Here is a 16,876-nt window from a genome sequence, read left to right as displayed (position 1 = left end):
GTGTGTCCGAGAAGGGCTTTCAGTCGTTCCTCGCTGCTGTCACCGAGGCTGTCAATGTCGCCAATACCGCCTATCAGCGCGACGGTGGATTGGCCGGCATTTCAACCGGGTTGGTTGATATGGATAAAAAGCTCGGCGGTTTGCATAAATCCGACCTGCTAATCCTCGCTGGCCGCCCGTCGATGGGCAAGACATCGCTTGCCACCAACATCGCCTATAATATCGCAAAGACCTATAAGCGCGGCAAATTGCAGGATGGCTCTGACGGGGCGGTTGATGGTGGCGTCGTCGGCTTTTTCTCGCTTGAGATGAGTGCGGAGCAGTTGGCGGGCCGGATTCTTGCGGAAGTGTCAGAGATTTCATCCCATAAGATCCGTCAGGGCGATATGACGGAAACCGAATTCCGCCGTTTTGTGGATGCTGCCAAGCAACTTGAAAGCTGCCCGCTTTATATCGACGACACCGCCGCGATCCCGATTTCGCAATTGGCCGCTCGCGCCCGCCGTCTCAAGCGGACCCACGGTTTGGATGTCTTGATCGTGGACTACCTGCAGCTTGTGCGCGGCACATCTGAGAACCGCGTGCAGGAAATCGGTGAAATCTCGATGGGGCTGAAAGCCATCGCAAAAGAGCTGAACATCCCCGTGATCGCCCTGTCACAGCTGTCGCGTCAGGTTGAAAACCGCGAAGACAAGCGTCCGCAGCTGTCAGACTTGCGCGAATCCGGCTCGATTGAGCAGGACGCGGATGTGGTCATGTTTGTCTATCGGGGCGAATATTACGTGGAGCGTGAGAAGCCCGAAGACCACAACATGGAAGCCATTGCCGCCTGGCAAGAAAAGATGTCAAACTTGCATGGCAAAGCAGAAGTGATCGTCGGCAAGCAACGCCACGGTCCGATCGGCACAGTTGAATTGTCGTTTACGGCGGAATTCACCCGTTTTGGCAATCTCGTGAAACCTTGGCAGCAAGGCGACGACCGGGAGTTCTAGACAAGACGATGCCATCAAAAAGGTAGTGGCTTCATTGTGTGTGCTGGCCGGACCCGCCGCCGCGTAATCCCAAAGCGAGACTCTGGTCCAAATTGCCGGTTTCTTGGGTGATCTGCGCCTCACAGTTGAGGACGTGCGCGCGTGCTTGGTGGATGCAGAAAGCGATACCCCCGCGTCGGCATCGCGATGGAAGCCGATGCGACGGCGGATTTCACGCTCTTTTCGACGACCCGTGTGAACCAAGCCGTGACATTCTTTGCATGTGGTGAGCAAATCGAAAGCGTTTCTGTTTCAGCACCGATTGACAGCGGATGTGCAGTGTCTGATCCCATGTCGCCTGGGCGTGCCGCGGCTGTTGTGGCCGCGCTAATTGGTGAAAGTGACTGTCTTTGATGCCTAATCGGACACCCGATGTCCAGGCATTCGGTTTGTCTTGATCTGAAAATCGCGGCCGGTGCGGACACCCATGCGCGCAATTTACTTGCCCGCCAATGCATCGCCTGCCAAAAGGTCGCCATGAGCACCGGACGCCTGATTATTGACCTTGATGCCGTCGTCGCCAATTGGCGTGCGCTTGATGCGATGACGGATTGCAAGACCGCAGCGGTGGTCAAAGCCGACGGTTATGGGCTTGGCTCTGTAAATGTGGCCAAGGCGTTGTTCAAGGCTGGTGTTCGCCAGTTCTTTGTCGCCGTGGCCGAAGAAGCCGTCACGCTGCGCGACGCACTTGGCCCAAAGCCGGAAATCAGCGTGTTTTCCGGTCATATGAACGGTGACACAGACTTGATCCGCGAATTGGGTCTGACGCCGATGCTCAATTCTGTTGAGCAGATGACCTTGCATTTCGAACAACTGCCGGATCACCCCTTTGGCGTCCAGCTTGATACAGGAATGAACCGTCTCGGCATGGAAATGCAGGAATGGGCCGCTGTCGCAGAGCTCGCTTTATCGCGCCGCCCGAAACTGGTCATGTCGCATCTGGCCTGCGCGGATGAGCCCGACCATCCGATGAACCCCTATCAACTGTCCCAATTCAAAAAGATGACAGATGGCATTTCCGTGCCGCGTTCGCTTGCGGCGACGGGTGGGGTTTTGCTGGGACCGGAATACCATTTCGATCTGACCCGGCCCGGGATCGGGCTCTATGGTGGCTTGCCCTTTGCCAATGCGACCCCCGTTGTCGCGCTTGATTTGCCTGTGGTCCAAATCCGCGACATCGCGGAAGGCGAAGTTGTGGGCTATGCAAATGCGTGGCAAGCGACGCGCCCGTCGCGTATTGCCACTGTTTCAGGCGGCTATGCCGATGGGGTCGCCAGAATTCTTTCAGACCGTGCGACCCTCTATCATGGCGACATCCCCTGCCCGCTAGTTGGCCGTGTCTCAATGGACTTGCTGACGATTGATGTCACCGACCTGCCTGATGCGCCGCGCAAACTGACGCTCATTGGTCCACAGCAAAATGTTGATGATCTTGCGCGCGACGCCCATACCATCGGCTATGAGATCCTGACCCAGCTTGGTGCGCGTTACAATCGCAAGACGTTCGGGAAATAGCCCATGCTCAATATTTTGCGCGTCGCGAACCTGTCCTTGTTGTTCCTGTTTCCGGTTGCCTGGTTTGCGCCGTTGATGCGTGCAGGACTGTTGCCCGTATTCGGGTTGAGCGAGATTAGCGTAATATCTGGTATGCAAGCGCTTTGGGAAAGTGATGTTGCACTGGCGTTGCTGGTCACGGCGTTTGCCTTGTTTGCCCCTTACCTTAAGACGATCGGCCTCGCACTTGTGCACTTCAACCTGTTGAAAGATAAGACATTACCGATCCTGTCGTGGATTGGAAAACTCGCGATGGCGGATGTTTTTCTGATTGCGCTTTATATTGTGGTCATCAAAGGCGTGGGCTTTGGCCGGGTTGAGACCGGTTGGGGGCTTTACATGTTCACTGCATGTATCCTTGCCTCTCTCGTGATTTCGGCACTGACACCGCAGGCAAAATCCCAGCAATAGCCACTGCCGCTTGCCCATTGGATGAAATTGGTCCAAAAGGTGAACATGGCCAAAGATCTTTCCTTCTCCTGTTCTGAATGTGGTGCTGCATTTCGCAAATGGTCGGGGCAGTGTGACGCTTGTCAGGCGTGGAATACGATCTCCGAAAGCAAGGCGCTCAGCAGTGGTCCAAAAGGCAAGTCGCTGGGTGCTATACGGGGCAAAGCGGTCCCGCTGACCGATCTTGATACGCAAGAAAAAGAGCCGCCGCGCACCCAAGCCGGCGTTGGTGAGTTGGACCGCGTCTTGGGCGGTGGTTTGGTGAAAGCCTCTGCGTTGCTGGTGGGGGGTGATCCAGGGATCGGGAAATCGACGCTGTTGTTGCAAGCCGCGGCACGATTTGCGCGCAATGGCCTCAAGGTCATTTATATCTCGGGCGAGGAATCTAACGCGCAGGTGCAAATGCGCGGCCGCCGGTTGGGATTGGAGAAAAGCCCCGTCCTTTTGGCGGCCGAGACAAATCTGCGCGATATCCTCACCACGCTTGAGGCGGAAAGGCCCGACCTTGCGATCATCGATTCCATTCAGACGATGTGGGCCGACAATGTCGAAAGCGCGCCCGGCAGCGTTAGCCAGGTCCGGTCTTCCGCCCATGAGCTGACCACTTTTGCAAAACGCAACGGCATGTCGGTCGTCATGGTCGGGCATGTCACCAAAGATGGCACGATAGCCGGACCGCGCGTTGTTGAACACATGGTCGATACCGTCCTCTATTTTGAGGGGGAACGCGGGCATCAGTTTCGCATCTTGCGCGCCGTCAAAAATCGGTTCGGACCAGCAGATGAGATCGGCGTATTCGAGATGACCGGCAAAGGGCTGGCGGAAGTAAAGAACCCATCGGCGCTGTTTTTGTCCGAACGCGGCACCCCTGCGCCCGGATCGGTTGTTTTCGCTGGCATTGAAGGCAGCCGCCCGATGCTTTGTGAAATTCAGGCACTTGTGGCACCTTCGCCACACAGCCAACCGCGCCGATCCGTCGTCGGATGGGACGGCGGGCGGCTCGCGATGATCCTTGCGGTGCTCGAATCGCGCTGTGGCGTGCCCTTCACCGGACTGGACGTTTATCTCAATGTAGCAGGGGGTTTGCGCATTTCAGAGCCGGGTGCAGACCTCGCTGTGGCGGCCGCTCTCGTTTCTGCGCGCGAAGACGCCGCTTTACCCTCAGAAGCCGTTATTTTCGGCGAAATCAGTCTCTCCGGCGCATTAAGACCGGTGGTTCAAACCGAAAATAGATTGAAAGTGGCGCAGAAACTTGGTTTTACATCTGCAATCATACCGCGACAGGCCAAGATGGCCCAAGTGGATGGTCTGGCTTTACGCACTGCGACCGATCTGGCCGGATTTGTAGAAGATGTATTTGGCGCAAAGTAGCGTCACCAAGTAGGAGAAGACCCATGGACGGTTTCACATTTGTGGATTTAGGTGTCGCCGCGATCATCATTGTGTCCGGTGTCTTGGCCTACAGCCGTGGCTTCGTCCGCGAGACAATGGCAATCCTGGGATGGATTGGTGCAACAATCGTGGCGTTCATCTTCGCCGATCAAATTGAGCCGTTGGTCAGGCAGATACCGATCCTGGGCGATTTCATCGGTGATAGCTGTGAATTGGCGATTATCGCGGCCTTCGCGGCGGTCTTTGCCGTTGCCTTGATCGTTGTGTCGATCTTTACGCCGTTGTTTTCTTCTGTTGTCCAACGCTCCGCTTTGGGCGGCGTTGACCAGGGGCTCGGTTTCTTCTTTGGCGTATTGCGCGGCATCCTGTTGGTCGCCGTTGCCTTCTTTGTCTACGAGACCGTCTTTGCCGCGCAAGAGATCGCCGCGATCGACACGAGCCGCTCTGCGGAAGCCTTTGCCCAATTGACCACACGCATTGAAGCCCAGGACCCTGAGCAGGCTTTGGGCTGGATCACTGAGCAATACCAGCAATTGGTCGGCAATTGTGGCGCGCCAGTCGATGCAGCAGCTGACATACCTGCCGAGGCGGCGACCGAAGCCAGCGAGTGAACTGATACAACGTCGCCACAAGCAAGGCTGATTGGATTTTATTGACCAATCGTCTGCATCGTTGAATGAATACCTTTGTCGGTCTGGAACAGAGGTCACTTTATGGTGGCGGCGGCCAAAGCACTCGCCTTGATACTTGCCGTGATTGGCGGTGGCGGCGACATTGTGATTATGGCCGGTCTGAGCGGGCTTTTTGCGCCGGGGCCTACTTTTTTGGCAATTATGATAGCTGTGTCCCCTGTGCCTGCCGCAATCTACCTGTTTGGTGCTTGAGTGCAGATCGTTCCGTGACATAGGCGATGCGACCCTCTAAACACTGGAATGACCGACGTAAACGGATTCGGAGCTGCCCCCTTGTCCAACCAGATGCCCCCCGCCCATCCTTTCGACGACGACAAACTGCGAGAGGAGTGCGGCGTATTCGGCGTTGTTGGCGTGACGGATGCGGCGAATTTCGTCGCACTGGGCCTTCATGCCTTGCAGCATCGCGGACAAGAGGCCGGTGGCATTGTGACCCACGCGCCAGAGGCCGGCTTTAGCCAACAGCGGCGTATGGGGCTAGTGCGCGACAACTTCACCTCTGCGGCGATGATGGAACGGCTTCCCGGCACTATCGGGATCGGCCATGTGCGGTATTCCACCGCTGGTTCCAAGGGTCAGACGGCGATGCGCGACGTGCAGCCTTTCTTTGGTGAATTCGCCATGGGCGGTGCTGCGATTGCCCATAATGGCAATATCACTAACGCATTGTCACTGCGACGCGAATTGATTGAGCGCGGCTCGATCTTCCAAAGCTCATCGGACAGTGAATGCATTATTCACCTCATGGCCCGCTCCATGGGCCGCAACATCCCCGACCGGATGGAAGAGGCGTTGCGCAAGGTCGAAGGTGCGTTTTCAATTGTTGCCATGACACGGACCAAACTGATCGGTTGCCGTGATCCGTTGGGCGTGCGCCCGCTGGTTCTGGGCAAAATAGGCGACGGCTGGGCCCTCGCGTCTGAAACCTGTGCGTTGGATATCATCGGTGCAGAGTTCGTGCGCGAGATTAAGCCGGGCGAAATGGTGGTCGTGACGGAAAAAGGCGTCGCAAGCCACTTCCCCTTCCGACCCAACAAGTCTCGCTTCTGCATCTTTGAGCATGTCTACTTCAGCCGCCCTGACAGCATTCTTGGCGGTGCATCTGTTTATGAGACGCGTGAGAACATTGGCCGCGAATTGGCCAAGGAAAACCCAGTTGATGCGGATCTGGTCTGCCCTGTCCCTGATAGCGGTACACCCGCAGCGATTGGGTATTCGCTTGAATCCGGCATTCCCTACGCGATGGGCATTATCCGCAATCAGTACATGGGCCGAACGTTTATTGAGCCGACCGAAAGCATCCGCAACATGGGTGTGCGTCTGAAGCTCAACGTGAACCGTGCGCTTATCAAGGGCAAGCGCGTGATCTTGGTTGATGATAGCGTTGTGCGCGGCACCACCAGCCGCAAGATCAAGGAAATGATCCTTGATGCCGGTGCCGCAGAGGTGCATTTCCGTATCGCATCCCCGCCCACGGCCTGGCCCTGCTTCTACGGTGTCGATACACCCCAACGCGAAAAACTATTGGCCGCGACCATGTCCGAAGAAGAGATGCGTGACCATCTTGGGGTGAATAGCCTCAAGTTCATAAGCTTGGACGGGCTTTACCGCGCTGTTGGCGAAGCAAACGGGCGCGACCCCAATAGCCCCGCCTATTGCGACGCCTGTTTTTCAGGTGAGTATCCGGTTGCGCCTTCAGATATGATTGAGCAAGGCTTTCAGGCAAAAACCGCGGCTGAATAGCCTCTTTTCGTGTTAACGCCGATTTGATCTGACGTGCCTGCAAATTCATGTTGACAGGACTTTCGCTCGACTGCCGTTTCTGACAGAAGGGCGCAAAATATTCCAACGATGCAGTCCCAATTATGTCAGAACAAGAGACGGCCCTCGCAGAGGCCAAAGCAACTGTGCAAGATGTCCTGGACCTCAAGTCACTTTCCCTGATCGGTTTGATTGACGGACATCTCGGTGCGGCGGCGCTGCTGCGGTCCGAACGTGGGCAGATTGCGCGCGTGGCGGCGGGTGAAAGCGTCTTTGGCGTTACAATCGCCGCAATCGGCGATGACCGTGTGCAAATGACTGATCGCTCTGGGCGCACAAAATCTTTGTTTTTGCTACACGTCTAGCCCTTGACCTCTGGATCAGATCGGCACATCAGGTTTTCCATGACAAAAACAGTTTTGATAACCGGTGCATCACGCGGCCTTGGCGCGTCGCTTGCAAAAGAACTTGCCGCGACGCATCACGTGATTGCGGTGGCAAAAACCGTTGGCGCTCTGGAAGACCTCGATGACGCGATCCAGGCTGCGGGCGGGCAAGCCACGCTCGCGCCAATGGATATCAGCGTCGATGCAGCGATGCAGCAGCTGTGCCGTGGCATTTTTGACCGCTGGGGCCGCCTTGATTTATGGCTTCACACTGCCATTCATGCAGCGCCTCTGGCGCCTGCCGGTCACATTGGGTCAAAGGATTTCGCCAAATCGGTTGAGATCAATGTTGCAGCGACTGCGCGCTTGATTGCCTACGTCAGCCCGCTCTTGGGACAGACTGGCAGAGCAGTTTTTTTTAACGACGATCGGGCCGGCGAGAAGTTTTTTGGCGCCTATGGTGCGACGAAAGCGGCACAAATCGCGCTTGCGCGCAGTTGGCAGGCCGAAAGTGTAAGAACCGGGCCGCATGTCGAGATACTGACCCCTGCTCCGATGCCGACAGCGACACGCGCGCGGTTCTACCCCGGTGAAGATCGCGACGCCTTGACAGAACCAAGCGTGGAGGCAGCCCGTTTGCTGCCAGAAATCCTGAGCTAGCACTCCAGAGCGTTGCAGGCGCTCTACGCTGTTTCACAAGTTATACCAATGCGCTTGTGGATGCTTGCCCAGTCTGCGCGCGCGCCGTAGGAGTGGTCTGAACAGCAACAGGGCGGTGCCATGCGAATTCTGATTACCAACGATGACGGCATCAACGCGCCGGGTCTCGCGGTTTTGAGCCGGATCGCACAGGACGTCGCTGGCCCCGATGGCGAAATCTGGACAGTGGCGCCTGCCTTTGAGCAATCCGGCGTCGGCCATTGCATCAGCTACACCCACCCCACAATGATCGCGCAACTTGACGCGCGACGCTTTGCCGCCGAAGGATCACCTGCGGATTGCGTGATAGCGGGCCTTTATGATGTGATGAAGGACCACGCGCCGGACCTGATTTTGTCCGGCGTAAATCGCGGCAACAATGCCGCTGAAAACACGCTTTACTCCGGGACAATCGGGGCTTGCATCGAAGGCGCGCTGCAAGGTGTGCGGTCAATTGCGTTGTCGCAGTTTTATGGCCCTGACAACAAAGACCTGGACGACCCATTTGAGGCCGCTCTTGCGCATGGTGCAGCGACCGTTCGCACACTTCTCAATGAAGTACTCTGGGATGATGCAGCCGATTACAAACCATTCTACAACGTGAACTTTCCACCGGTGCCTGCGGAAGCTGTCAAGGGCATGGCTGCGACGTCGCAAGGGTTTCGCCTGAACACACGGTTTCGGGCAGAGGCACAAACATCGCCGACCGGCCGCAAGTTTCTTTGGGTGCGCGGCGGCCCGCAGCATGAACCGACGGCCCCCGGCACGGACGCTGCGGCGAACCTTGACGGCTATATCTCAATCACGCCGATGCGGGCAGATCTAACTGACCACGCCATGCTCAGCACGCTCAAGGATGCGCTGCCGTGACCTTCGACGCGCCCACCAAGATGCAATTCCTTTATGCACTGCGCAGCAAAGGCGTCACCGATGCCCGCGTTCTGACCGCGATGGAGCAGGTCGATCGTGCCGATTACATCAAGGGCACCTTCGCAGAGCGCGCCTATGAAGACATGCCGCTACCGATTACCTGCGGACAGACGATCAGTCAGCCATCGGTCGTGGGGTTGATGACGCAGGCTTTGCAAGTCAATCCACGCGATAAGGTGCTGGAAGTCGGGACTGGCTCCGGATATCAGGCCGCAATCCTGTCGAAACTCGCGCGACGGGTCTATACGGTCGATCGCTATCGTCGGTTGGTGCAAGCTGCGCGCACAGTCTTTGAGGCCAACGACATCACCAATATCACCGCCTTTACCGCAGACGGCAGTCACGGTTTCGCCGAGCAAGCGCCATTTGATCGCATCCTGCTGACTGCGGCAGCCGAAGACCCACCGGGGCCACTTTTAGCACAATTAAGGGTTGGCGGGATCATGGTTTTGCCGGTGGGACAGTCCGATGCAGTGCAAAGCCTGATCCGTGTAACGCGCACCGAGGATGGATTTGACTACGATGAATTGCGCGCTGTTCGCTTTGTGCCCTTGCTAGAAGGGCTCGGACAAGAGTAAACTGGTGCAAAATATGGCACAATCCCAGAAATAAGGGACGGCTGGACATAAAAAGGAGCGGTAGGATGGCGGACAGGCAGATCCCAAAGCGGCGGGTCATGGTAGCGGGCGTAGCGCTGTTGGCGTTATCGGCCTGCGAAGGTTTTGACGTAGATCTGCGGGATCTCGGAAACGGATTTGACACTTCATCCGCCGTGCAACAACTCCCCGGACGGCCGCTCCCCGATGATCGGGGCGTGATTTCCTACCCCAATTACCAAGTCGTTGTCGCCCGTCAGGATGACACGATCCGCGGCATCGCAATCCGCCTTGGCCTAGACCCGAATGAGCTTGCGCGCTTTAACGGCATCCAGCCCGACACCATTTTGCGCCGTGATGAGATCGTGGCTTTGCCCTCGCGCGTCACGGAGCCATCACCGGCAACGGGTGCTATGGCCACCGGGCCGATCCAACCCCTTGATGTGACCGCGATTGCCACAAGCGCCCTTGATCGCGCAGACGCTGGCGCTGACGAAGTGGCCGTGGCACCAGCGCCTGCCGTCGCCCCTGCGCCGGCCCCCGCCGCGCCGGTGGTGCGCGGCACTGAGCCGATCCGACATCAGGTCGTGCGCGGTGAAACGGTATTCTCGATCTCGCGGCTCTATGATGTGCCGGTGACGAATATTTCCGAATGGAACGGGTTGGACAGTGAATTTACGATCCGCGAAGGTCAATTCTTGTTGATCCCGCAAGGCGGTGCCCCTGCCCCCAGACCGGCAGTTGATGTCACAGAGCCGGGTGCAGGCACGATCACACCTGTGCCGCCCAGTGCCGCAACGCCACTGCCTGATGAGACCCCATCTGCGCCACTTCCTGCCTCGGTCGCCCCTGAAACCCCTGATATTGGCACCGGCGCAGCGCCTGCTGCCGGCAACGCGCGCTTCGCGATGCCCCTGCAGGGCGCCATCATTCGCGGTTATGCAGCTGGGTCGAACGAAGGCATTGATATTGCCGCGAGTGCCGGTGCCAATGTAGGCGCTGCCGATAGTGGGACAGTGGCCGCTGTCACGACTGACACCAGCGGCGGCGCGATCGTCGTGCTCAAACACAGCGATGGTTTGTTGACGGTCTACACGCAGATGGAAAACCTGACTGTGGAGAAAGACGAAAGCGTCGCTCGCGGACAGACAATTGGTCAGGTCCGATCCGGTGATCCCAGCTTCTTGCATTTTGAAGTACGTCGTGGGCTACAAAGTCTCGACCCCATGGGATATCTGCCGTAAGTTGCTGATATGTAAGGCGGGTCGCGATCCGCCTTACCTCAGGTGCACCCCTCGCCGTCCGGCCAAATCCGTAAAATACTGCCACGCCACGCGGCCCGATCTACTGCCACGGGTGGCTTGCCATTCTATTGCCTCTGCGCGCAAAGTCTCATCATTGACTGTGACACCATATGCATCGCAATACCCTCGGATCATCTTGAGATAATCCTCCTGATCGCAAGGGTGAAAACCGAGCCAAAGCCCGAAACGATCCGACAGGGACACTTTCTCTTCGACAGCCTCGGCCGGTGCGATCGCTGTCGAGCGTTCGTTTTCGATCATGTCGCGCGGCATCAGATGACGACGGTTTGAAGTGGCATAGAGCACGACGTTCTCTGGCCGCCCTTCGATCCCGCCGTCAAGCACCGCCTTGAGCGACTTGTAATGCGCATCATCATGGCCAAAAGACAGATCATCGCAGAACAGGATAAACCGCTCCTGCGCCGCACGCAGCATGTTCAGGCAACGTCCGATGCTCGGCAAATCCTCGCGTTGGACTTCCACCATCTTGAGAGCAGGAGCATCGATATGAACTGCACCGTGTATTGCTTTGACTAGGCTCGATTTTCCCATGCCACGCGCGCCCCAGAGCAGTGCGTTGTTCGCAGGCAATCCTGCCGCAAACTGCACCGTATTTGCAAGCAAGGTATCACGCGAACGGTCGATACCAACGAGCAGATCAACCTCAATGCGGTTCACCTTTTTCACTGGCTCCAGACGGTCAGGATCGGGATGCCAGACAAATGCCGCCGCCGCAGTGAAATCAGGCGCAATCCCGGGGGCGGGTGCCAGCCGCTCCAACGCATCCGCGATCCGTTTCAGTGACTTGCTGCTCAAGCCTTGGGCTCCGTATCTGCGGGTGCTTCTTCTTCGCCCAGGTCATCTTCGTCAATGTCAAAGAGGCTCTCACCTTCGCCAATCACACCGTCAGCGCGTGCGACGCGATCTTTCTTGCGCTCTACCGCGGCGACAAGGTGGATCGAGATTTCGTAGAGCCCGAAAACAACAACAAACAGGATAATCTGTGTAACGACATCCGGTGGCGTGACCAATGCTGCGACGACCAGAATACCGACGACCGCATATTTGCGCGTCCCCCTCAGTCCACGAGAGCTGGCAAGGCCCGCCGACCCCATCAGCGTCAACAGCACCGGCAACTGGAAGCAGATGCCAAAGGCGACAATCATCTTCAACGTGATATCCAGAGTTTCGTTGACCTTGCCGTTAAAGACAATATCGACGCCGGTATCCGTGGCAGCCAGCGCGGTGGCGGGCAAGCCCAGCCCCCCCGCTGCGCCGGGCAATAGGTCAGCCCCCGGCGGTGGTGTGACAGCCCCCGCCATGATCGCCGAAACAAAGGACGGCAAGTCCGCAAAGCCAAGAAAAAACGCCATGGCAAGCGGGACGACGATGTACTGCGCGAAGGCTGCGCCAATCAAAAACAGTGCAGGGGAAGCAATAATGAACGGCAGAAATGCGTTCTTCTCATTGCGGTAGAGGCCCGGCGCGACAAAACGCCAGAGCTGATACGCAATCACGGGGAAAGACAATGTGAGACCGCCCACCACTGAAATGCGGATCAGCGTAAAGAAATACTCTTGCGGGGCTGTATATTGCATAACCGGATTGGGATTTCCCAAATCCCGCATAGTGCGTTCAATCGGGCGCAGCAGGAAATCGAGCAACACACTGCCGAAAGCAAAGCAGATAATCATCGCCACAAGGAACGCCAACACCGAATAAATAAGGCGGGTGCGCAGCTCTGTCAGATGCTCCAACAGGGGGGCAGAGCTATTTTCCATCTCTTCTTGGGTGCTCATGCGTCATTCTCTGGCTTGGCGGGTTCGGCAGACTCTGCCGCTGCCGCTTCTTCAGCTTCGCGAGCTTGACGCGCGAGAGCTGCATCCCCCATCGCCTTGCTCATTTTTTCCTTGGCCGCCTGCCTTTCGGCAGAAAGTTCTGCCGTGGCGGGCCCTTTGGTCATGCCCGTTGCCTCTTTCAGACGGTCGGTGCCAAATTTCGTCGGATTGGTCGCTGCCTTCAGGGTGTTGGACATATCCTTCACCCCGGATTCATCCGCCGCCTGTTCCATTGCACGCGAAAACTCGCGCGCCATCATCCGTGCCTTGCCGGTGAATTGTCCGATCGTCCGAAACAGCCCTGGCAAATCCTTGGGACCTATCACGATCAGTGCCACGATGCCGACCACCACCATTTCGCCTGCGCCAAGACCAAACATCAGGTGCCGTCCTTATGAGTTCTCAAATTCGCCAAGATCAGACTTTGTCTTTTTCTTCTTCAGGCGTGACGTCCTTGGCTTCCGCCATCCCGTCCTCGATTTCCTTCTTGCCGTCGTCCACGCCTTTCTTGAAGGCCGTGATACCCTTGCCAACTTCGCCCATCAGACTGGAAATCTTGCCGCGACCAAACAAGACCAACACGACAACAGCGATCAAAAGCAGACCGGGCAAACCAATGTTATTCAGCATTCTATCTCTCCTATGGCAGATACGCCGATCTGCGTTGAGTTTTTGTTCTATCGCACAAATAGGGCCGGCTGGCCGGTAAGGGAAGCGCGAATGCCGCTTTTTCCCAACCTTAAGCCCCTTTTTCATAAGGGAATTATGAAGTTAGTGACAAAAACTTGTCAGTTGTCAGAAAATTGGCAAAACTGCTGCGAATCGAAAGGAGACCCGATGCGCCGTGCCGACCGCCTCATGCAGCTTATCCAGATGCTGCGCGATGGCACACTGCATCGCGCATCAGACCTCGCGGCTGCGACTGGCGTATCATCGCGTAGCATTTATCGTGACATGGAAACACTCGCGGCGTCTGGCGTTCCCATTGAGGGGGAGCGCGGCATTGGCTACCGCGTTACTGCCGCCATCACCCTGCCCCCGCTTAACCTGACAATGACCGAAATGGAGGCATTGCATATCGGGCTCAGTGCCGTCGCCCAGAGTGATGATAACGAGCTTTCAAATGCTGCGGCCGCCCTGTCGGCCAAGATCGACGCGGTGATGCCGGAGGATCGCAGCCGCGCGCCGGAGGGGACCGGATTTGCGATCTATCCCTTTGCTGATGCGGCGCGTGGGTTTCAGCACCTGCCAAGCTTGCGTCAAGCCGTGCGGACGCGCCAGAAACTGGAAATGATCTTGCATGACACCAAACGGATTGTTCGCCCGCTGCAACTCGATTATTGGGGGCGCCTTTGGACTTGCGTCGTTTGGTGCGAGACCACGGATGGTTTTGAAGAGGTGCGCGTGGATCAGATCTCCAGCCTGCGTATTCTGCCAAGCCTCTTTGTCGATGAAGCCGGCAAATCGCTGACTGATTTTCAGAAGCGTCGGCAGGCGACCCGCGATTAGAGCCATCCTTCTGCGGCGATCTGCGGTCTGAAATAGGCGATCATCCGCATATCGGCATCAATGGCGGGATCCCAGGGTGCGACGCCATGCAAAAGATGCCGGTCCAGCAGGATTACCTGCCCCGGTTTGGCTTGAATTTCGACCCGCGCGCAGGTGTCAAAGCACTGCCGCCTTGTCTCCTGATAGATTTCGGTGACGTCTTGGCTGGCCCATTTACTTCGGGCAATCCCTGCAAACGCGCGCGTGAATGCATTGCGCATCATCAAATGACTGTCTTTCCAAACAACCAGAGGGCTTGCCGCCACATCGTTGAGCGGCAAGCCAGCGATAAAGCCATGTGGCTCAAGCAAAAAGCGCCTTCTGGCAGCCCCGACGGGCAAGAGCCCATCAACATGCGCCGCGTCCCGGTTACGACGAAACCGATGCGCGGCGTCACTTTCACCGGGGTCTTGTCGCGGATAACCCGGGAAAACAACCGAGAGTTGGGCCGCGTGCCAATTGCGCGGTCGTGCGACATGATCTAACCAAGCCCCGGCGAGCGGAACACCCGATATGCTGCCATCCGCCTTGTTTGGGAGGGCATCAACCCCGACAAACCAAGTGCGCCCGTGCCGCCTCTCTTCGTCGCTTTTCAAAATGTCCAACGCGACTGCGCGTGCTGACTGCGCCCAAGCAGCAACAGCCACATCGCAGTCGAAAACACGGTATCCGCCTACCATCCGAGCGCTTGGCGCAGCATATTCAGCGCAACAAGGATCAAAAAGATGCCAAAAACCCGCTTGAGCGGTTTGGGATCAAGGCGGTGTGCCAAAGCCGCCCCCCATGGCGCCGTCATCAGCGTCATCGAAACAATCAGCGAAAAGGCCAGCAGGTTGACTGCGCCGATCGTAAAGGGCGGTGCGACAGCGATGTCGACAAAGAGAAAGCCAATCACCGAAGGGACTGCAATAATTACGCCGAACCCGGCCGCTGTTGCGACAGCACGATGGATCGGTATTCCAAACAGCGTCATCACTGGCACCCCGAAGGAACCGCCGCCAATGCCCATCAGAACGGACAAGAACCCGACAGTGGGCGAGAGCATCGCGCGCGGCCCGCCGCCTGGCATCTTTTCGCCTAAGCGCCAGTCTGCATTCCCAATGGTCATATAGAGGCCAACACCAACCCCAAGTCCGCCAAAAATCGCTTGCAGAACCTCAGAACGCAGTGAAGACGCCACCAAAACGCCAAACGCAGCGCCAATGACGATGCCCGGTGCCCAAGTTTTCAGGATGTCCCATTCAACAGCACCCCTTTTGTGGTGTGACATCACAGAGCGCAACGAGGTCACGATGATGGTTGCGAGCGAGGTCGCAAGACTGATTTGCATCAACTGTGGGCTGCCATACCCCAGGAGGCTGAAGACATAGTAGAAAGCGGGTACGAGAATAATACCGCCGCCAACCCCCAACAGTCCGGCCATGACGCCCGCAAACGCGCCCAGCACCAATAAAATACCGGCTGTCGTTGCCAAGAGCAAAAGATCTTCCATGATATCATCCTTAAGCGGCGTGCCGCGTTACCTGACCCAACGCCGCCAAAACGACGTCCGCCCCGGCACCATTGCGATGGGCGTTTTCAGACAGATGCCTGCGCCAGCCACGCGCGCCCGGACGCCCCTGAAAGAGCCCCAGCATATGGCGTGTGATCTGCCCCAACCGACCGCCATGTGCAAGGTGGTTGACCATATAGGGCAGCATCAAATGGACAATATCTTCGGCACTGCGACCCATTGGATCCGCAAAAAGGCGCGCGTCAGCGTCCAGCAGTATCTGCGCTGGCGCATGATAGGCGGCCCGCCCGATCATCACACCGTCAAGGCCGCGATTGAGGAAGGTTTCTGCGGCATCCAGTGTCTCCACGCCGCCGTTCACACTTAGATGAAGATGGGGAAACAAGTCTTTCATTTCTATCACTAATTCATATTCCAGCGGAGGAATGTCGCGATTTTCCTTGGGACTTAGCCCCTGCAACCACGCCTTACGCGCGTGAATAGAAAATCGATTCACCCCTGCAGCAGAAACCTGCGCCAGGAACTCCGGCAGAACCTCGCTTGGCTCCTGGTCATCGACTCCAATCCGGCATTTCACCGTTACGGGGATATCAACGGTCGCGATGATCTCGGCAACACAATCTGCGACTTTCTGTGGTGTTTCCATCAATACCGCACCAAAGCTGCCAGACTGCACCCGATCGGAAGGGCAACCGCAATTCAGATTAACCTCATCATAGCCATAGTCGGCAGCAATCCGCGCGGCCTGTGCCAGTTGATCGGGATCGGAACCGCCCAACTGCAAAGCAACCGGATGCTCTGCCGCATCAAAGCCCAACAGACGACCCCGATCACCGTGGATGATTGCGGGCGCGGTGACCATTTCAGTATAAAGCAACGTATGGCGCGACATCAGGCGGTGAAAGAAGCGGCAGTGCCGATCCGTCCAATCCATCATAGGCGCAATGGATAATCTCGCCGCCGTACTTGCTGCGATGTTAGGCATTCCTAATTCTCCTATGGTCCGCAATCCGGTTTTCGCGTCCATGTTGCACACTTAATGCACACGAAATGCGGTCGTCTAGTCCCGCAATTGGGGCGTAGCTCAGTCCTGCCAATTTTCAGTTTGGCCGCAACACTAATGACACAAATGACGAAAAAACCGTCGACCGAAAGCCTTTCAGCCTAACCCATCGAACGGGT

The 16,876-nt window shown here is 57.1% G+C and carries 21 protein-coding genes; 14 read left to right on the top strand and 7 right to left on the bottom strand.

From position 1 onward, the window contains the following. The 13 genes from ACFDSS_RS03530 to ACFDSS_RS03470 all read left to right on the top strand — a co-directional run. Nucleotides 1-992: replicative DNA helicase (locus ACFDSS_RS03530; protein WP_375254377.1), on the top strand; the 992-nt coding region annotated here is incomplete at its 5' end. A 141-nt stretch (nucleotides 993-1,133) separates the two neighbouring features. Next, a complete protein-coding gene (locus ACFDSS_RS03525) occupies nucleotides 1,134-1,385 on the top strand; it encodes a hypothetical protein (protein ID WP_375254376.1) in 252 nt (83 codons plus the stop codon). Nucleotides 1,386-1,508: 123 nt separating this feature from the next. After that, nucleotides 1,509-2,546, top strand: coding sequence for an alanine racemase (alr, locus tag ACFDSS_RS03520; protein WP_375254375.1), 1,038 nt, complete (start codon nucleotides 1,509-1,511; stop codon nucleotides 2,544-2,546). A gap of 3 nt (nucleotides 2,547-2,549) precedes the next feature. Beyond that, on the top strand, nucleotides 2,550-2,996 hold the full coding sequence (locus tag ACFDSS_RS03515; RefSeq protein WP_375254374.1) for a paraquat-inducible protein A: 447 nt from the start codon (nucleotides 2,550-2,552) through the stop codon (nucleotides 2,994-2,996). Nucleotides 2,997-3,041: 45 nt separating this feature from the next. After that, on the top strand, nucleotides 3,042-4,406 hold the full coding sequence (gene radA / locus ACFDSS_RS03510) for a DNA repair protein RadA (protein ID WP_375254373.1): 1,365 nt from the start codon (nucleotides 3,042-3,044) through the stop codon (nucleotides 4,404-4,406). A gap of 23 nt (nucleotides 4,407-4,429) precedes the next feature. After that, the gene (locus tag ACFDSS_RS03505) at nucleotides 4,430-5,038 is read left to right on the top strand and encodes a CvpA family protein (protein ID WP_375254372.1); all 609 of its coding nucleotides are present in this window, start codon (nucleotides 4,430-4,432) and stop codon (nucleotides 5,036-5,038) included. A gap of 75 nt (nucleotides 5,039-5,113) precedes the next feature. Beyond that, on the top strand, nucleotides 5,114-5,311 hold the full coding sequence (locus ACFDSS_RS03500; protein WP_375254371.1) for a hypothetical protein: 198 nt from the start codon (nucleotides 5,114-5,116) through the stop codon (nucleotides 5,309-5,311). A gap of 93 nt (nucleotides 5,312-5,404) precedes the next feature. Continuing rightward, nucleotides 5,405-6,862 carry an amidophosphoribosyltransferase gene (gene purF, locus ACFDSS_RS03495; protein WP_375254382.1) on the top strand — a complete coding sequence of 486 codons (1,458 nt, stop codon included), beginning with the start codon at nucleotides 5,405-5,407 and terminating at the stop codon, nucleotides 6,860-6,862. Between the two features lie 122 nt (nucleotides 6,863-6,984). Further along, nucleotides 6,985-7,245, top strand: coding sequence for a hypothetical protein (locus tag ACFDSS_RS03490; RefSeq protein WP_375254370.1), 261 nt, complete (start codon nucleotides 6,985-6,987; stop codon nucleotides 7,243-7,245). Between the two features lie 39 nt (nucleotides 7,246-7,284). Next, nucleotides 7,285-7,926, top strand: coding sequence for an SDR family NAD(P)-dependent oxidoreductase (locus tag ACFDSS_RS03485; RefSeq protein ID WP_375254369.1), 642 nt, complete (start codon nucleotides 7,285-7,287; stop codon nucleotides 7,924-7,926). 120 nt (nucleotides 7,927-8,046) lie between these two features. Then, nucleotides 8,047-8,835 carry a 5'/3'-nucleotidase SurE gene (gene surE / locus ACFDSS_RS03480; RefSeq protein ID WP_375254368.1) on the top strand — a complete coding sequence of 263 codons (789 nt, stop codon included), beginning with the start codon at nucleotides 8,047-8,049 and terminating at the stop codon, nucleotides 8,833-8,835. Beyond that, nucleotides 8,832-9,473: a protein-L-isoaspartate(D-aspartate) O-methyltransferase gene (locus ACFDSS_RS03475; protein WP_375254367.1), complete on the top strand. Its 642-nt coding sequence runs from the start codon at nucleotides 8,832-8,834 to the stop codon at nucleotides 9,471-9,473. Before surE ends, ACFDSS_RS03475 begins: the two co-directional genes overlap by 4 nt. 65 nt (nucleotides 9,474-9,538) lie before the next feature. After that, nucleotides 9,539-10,735 carry a peptidoglycan DD-metalloendopeptidase family protein gene (locus ACFDSS_RS03470; RefSeq protein ID WP_375254366.1) on the top strand — a complete coding sequence of 399 codons (1,197 nt, stop codon included), beginning with the start codon at nucleotides 9,539-9,541 and terminating at the stop codon, nucleotides 10,733-10,735. Between the two features lie 33 nt (nucleotides 10,736-10,768). On the opposite strand, the gene ACFDSS_RS03465 is transcribed toward ACFDSS_RS03470, so the two are convergent. The 4 genes from ACFDSS_RS03465 to ACFDSS_RS03450 are packed head-to-tail and all read right to left on the bottom strand — an operon-like array spanning nucleotide 10,769 to nucleotide 13,263. After that, nucleotides 10,769-11,611, bottom strand: coding sequence for an ATP-binding protein (locus ACFDSS_RS03465; RefSeq protein ID WP_375254365.1), 843 nt, complete (start codon nucleotides 11,609-11,611; stop codon nucleotides 10,769-10,771). Beyond that, nucleotides 11,608-12,594 carry a twin-arginine translocase subunit TatC gene (locus ACFDSS_RS03460; RefSeq protein ID WP_375254364.1) on the bottom strand — a complete coding sequence of 329 codons (987 nt, stop codon included), beginning with the start codon at nucleotides 12,592-12,594 and terminating at the stop codon, nucleotides 11,608-11,610. Before ACFDSS_RS03460 ends, ACFDSS_RS03465 begins: the two co-directional genes overlap by 4 nt. Beyond that, on the bottom strand, nucleotides 12,591-13,013 hold the full coding sequence (gene tatB, locus ACFDSS_RS03455) for a Sec-independent protein translocase protein TatB (protein WP_375254363.1): 423 nt from the start codon (nucleotides 13,011-13,013) through the stop codon (nucleotides 12,591-12,593). Before tatB ends, ACFDSS_RS03460 begins: the two co-directional genes overlap by 4 nt. Before the next feature lie 37 nt (nucleotides 13,014-13,050). Further along, nucleotides 13,051-13,263 carry a twin-arginine translocase TatA/TatE family subunit gene (locus ACFDSS_RS03450; RefSeq protein WP_342070642.1) on the bottom strand — a complete coding sequence of 71 codons (213 nt, stop codon included), beginning with the start codon at nucleotides 13,261-13,263 and terminating at the stop codon, nucleotides 13,051-13,053. A gap of 207 nt (nucleotides 13,264-13,470) precedes the next feature. On the opposite strand from ACFDSS_RS03450, the gene ACFDSS_RS03445 reads away from it, so the two are divergent. Then, nucleotides 13,471-14,142: a helix-turn-helix transcriptional regulator gene (locus ACFDSS_RS03445; RefSeq protein WP_375254362.1), complete on the top strand. Its 672-nt coding sequence runs from the start codon at nucleotides 13,471-13,473 to the stop codon at nucleotides 14,140-14,142. Here ACFDSS_RS03445 and ACFDSS_RS03440 read toward each other — a convergent pair. The 3 genes from ACFDSS_RS03440 to dusA are packed head-to-tail and all read right to left on the bottom strand — an operon-like array spanning nucleotide 14,139 to nucleotide 16,679. After that, nucleotides 14,139-14,861 carry a hypothetical protein gene (locus ACFDSS_RS03440; RefSeq protein WP_375254361.1) on the bottom strand — a complete coding sequence of 241 codons (723 nt, stop codon included), beginning with the start codon at nucleotides 14,859-14,861 and terminating at the stop codon, nucleotides 14,139-14,141. The two genes, ACFDSS_RS03445 and ACFDSS_RS03440, sit on opposite strands and share 4 nt — an antisense overlap. Further along, nucleotides 14,855-15,673: a sulfite exporter TauE/SafE family protein gene (locus ACFDSS_RS03435; protein WP_375254360.1), complete on the bottom strand. Its 819-nt coding sequence runs from the start codon at nucleotides 15,671-15,673 to the stop codon at nucleotides 14,855-14,857. Before ACFDSS_RS03435 ends, ACFDSS_RS03440 begins: the two co-directional genes overlap by 7 nt. Nucleotides 15,674-15,683: 10 nt before the next feature. Next, on the bottom strand, nucleotides 15,684-16,679 hold the full coding sequence (dusA, locus tag ACFDSS_RS03430) for a tRNA dihydrouridine(20/20a) synthase DusA (protein ID WP_375254359.1): 996 nt from the start codon (nucleotides 16,677-16,679) through the stop codon (nucleotides 15,684-15,686). Nucleotides 16,680-16,876 lie beyond the last annotated feature (197 nt).

The organism is Yoonia sp. (genome assembly GCF_042093035.1).
Lineage (GTDB): Bacteria > Pseudomonadota > Alphaproteobacteria > Rhodobacterales > Rhodobacteraceae > Yoonia.
This window is presented reverse-complemented; position numbering and strand designations above follow the sequence as displayed.

Bases quoted from the DNA above. Each gene is read 5' to 3' on its own strand.
- alr (WP_375254375.1), top strand. From the start codon at position 1,509: ATGAGCACCGGACGCCTGATTATTGACCTTGATGCCGTCGTCGCCAAT.
- ACFDSS_RS03515 (WP_375254374.1), top strand. From the start codon at position 2,550: ATGCTCAATATTTTGCGCGTCGCGAACCTGTCCTTGTTGTTCCTGTTT.
- radA (WP_375254373.1), top strand. From the start codon at position 3,042: ATGGCCAAAGATCTTTCCTTCTCCTGTTCTGAATGTGGTGCTGCATTT.
- ACFDSS_RS03505 (WP_375254372.1), top strand. From the start codon at position 4,430: ATGGACGGTTTCACATTTGTGGATTTAGGTGTCGCCGCGATCATCATT.
- purF (WP_375254382.1), top strand. From the start codon at position 5,405: ATGCCCCCCGCCCATCCTTTCGACGACGACAAACTGCGAGAGGAGTGC.
- ACFDSS_RS03490 (WP_375254370.1), top strand. From the start codon at position 6,985: ATGTCAGAACAAGAGACGGCCCTCGCAGAGGCCAAAGCAACTGTGCAA.
- ACFDSS_RS03485 (WP_375254369.1), top strand. From the start codon at position 7,285: ATGACAAAAACAGTTTTGATAACCGGTGCATCACGCGGCCTTGGCGCG.
- surE (WP_375254368.1), top strand. From the start codon at position 8,047: ATGCGAATTCTGATTACCAACGATGACGGCATCAACGCGCCGGGTCTC.
- ACFDSS_RS03470 (WP_375254366.1), top strand. From the start codon at position 9,539: ATGGCGGACAGGCAGATCCCAAAGCGGCGGGTCATGGTAGCGGGCGTA.
- ACFDSS_RS03460 (WP_375254364.1), bottom strand. From the start codon at position 12,594: ATGAGCACCCAAGAAGAGATGGAAAATAGCTCTGCCCCCCTGTTGGAG.
- tatB (WP_375254363.1), bottom strand. From the start codon at position 13,013: ATGTTTGGTCTTGGCGCAGGCGAAATGGTGGTGGTCGGCATCGTGGCA.
- ACFDSS_RS03450 (WP_342070642.1), bottom strand. From the start codon at position 13,263: ATGCTGAATAACATTGGTTTGCCCGGTCTGCTTTTGATCGCTGTTGTC.
- ACFDSS_RS03445 (WP_375254362.1), top strand. From the start codon at position 13,471: ATGCGCCGTGCCGACCGCCTCATGCAGCTTATCCAGATGCTGCGCGAT.
- ACFDSS_RS03440 (WP_375254361.1), bottom strand. From the start codon at position 14,861: ATGGTAGGCGGATACCGTGTTTTCGACTGCGATGTGGCTGTTGCTGCT.
- ACFDSS_RS03435 (WP_375254360.1), bottom strand. From the start codon at position 15,673: ATGGAAGATCTTTTGCTCTTGGCAACGACAGCCGGTATTTTATTGGTG.
- dusA (WP_375254359.1), bottom strand. From the start codon at position 16,679: ATGCCTAACATCGCAGCAAGTACGGCGGCGAGATTATCCATTGCGCCT.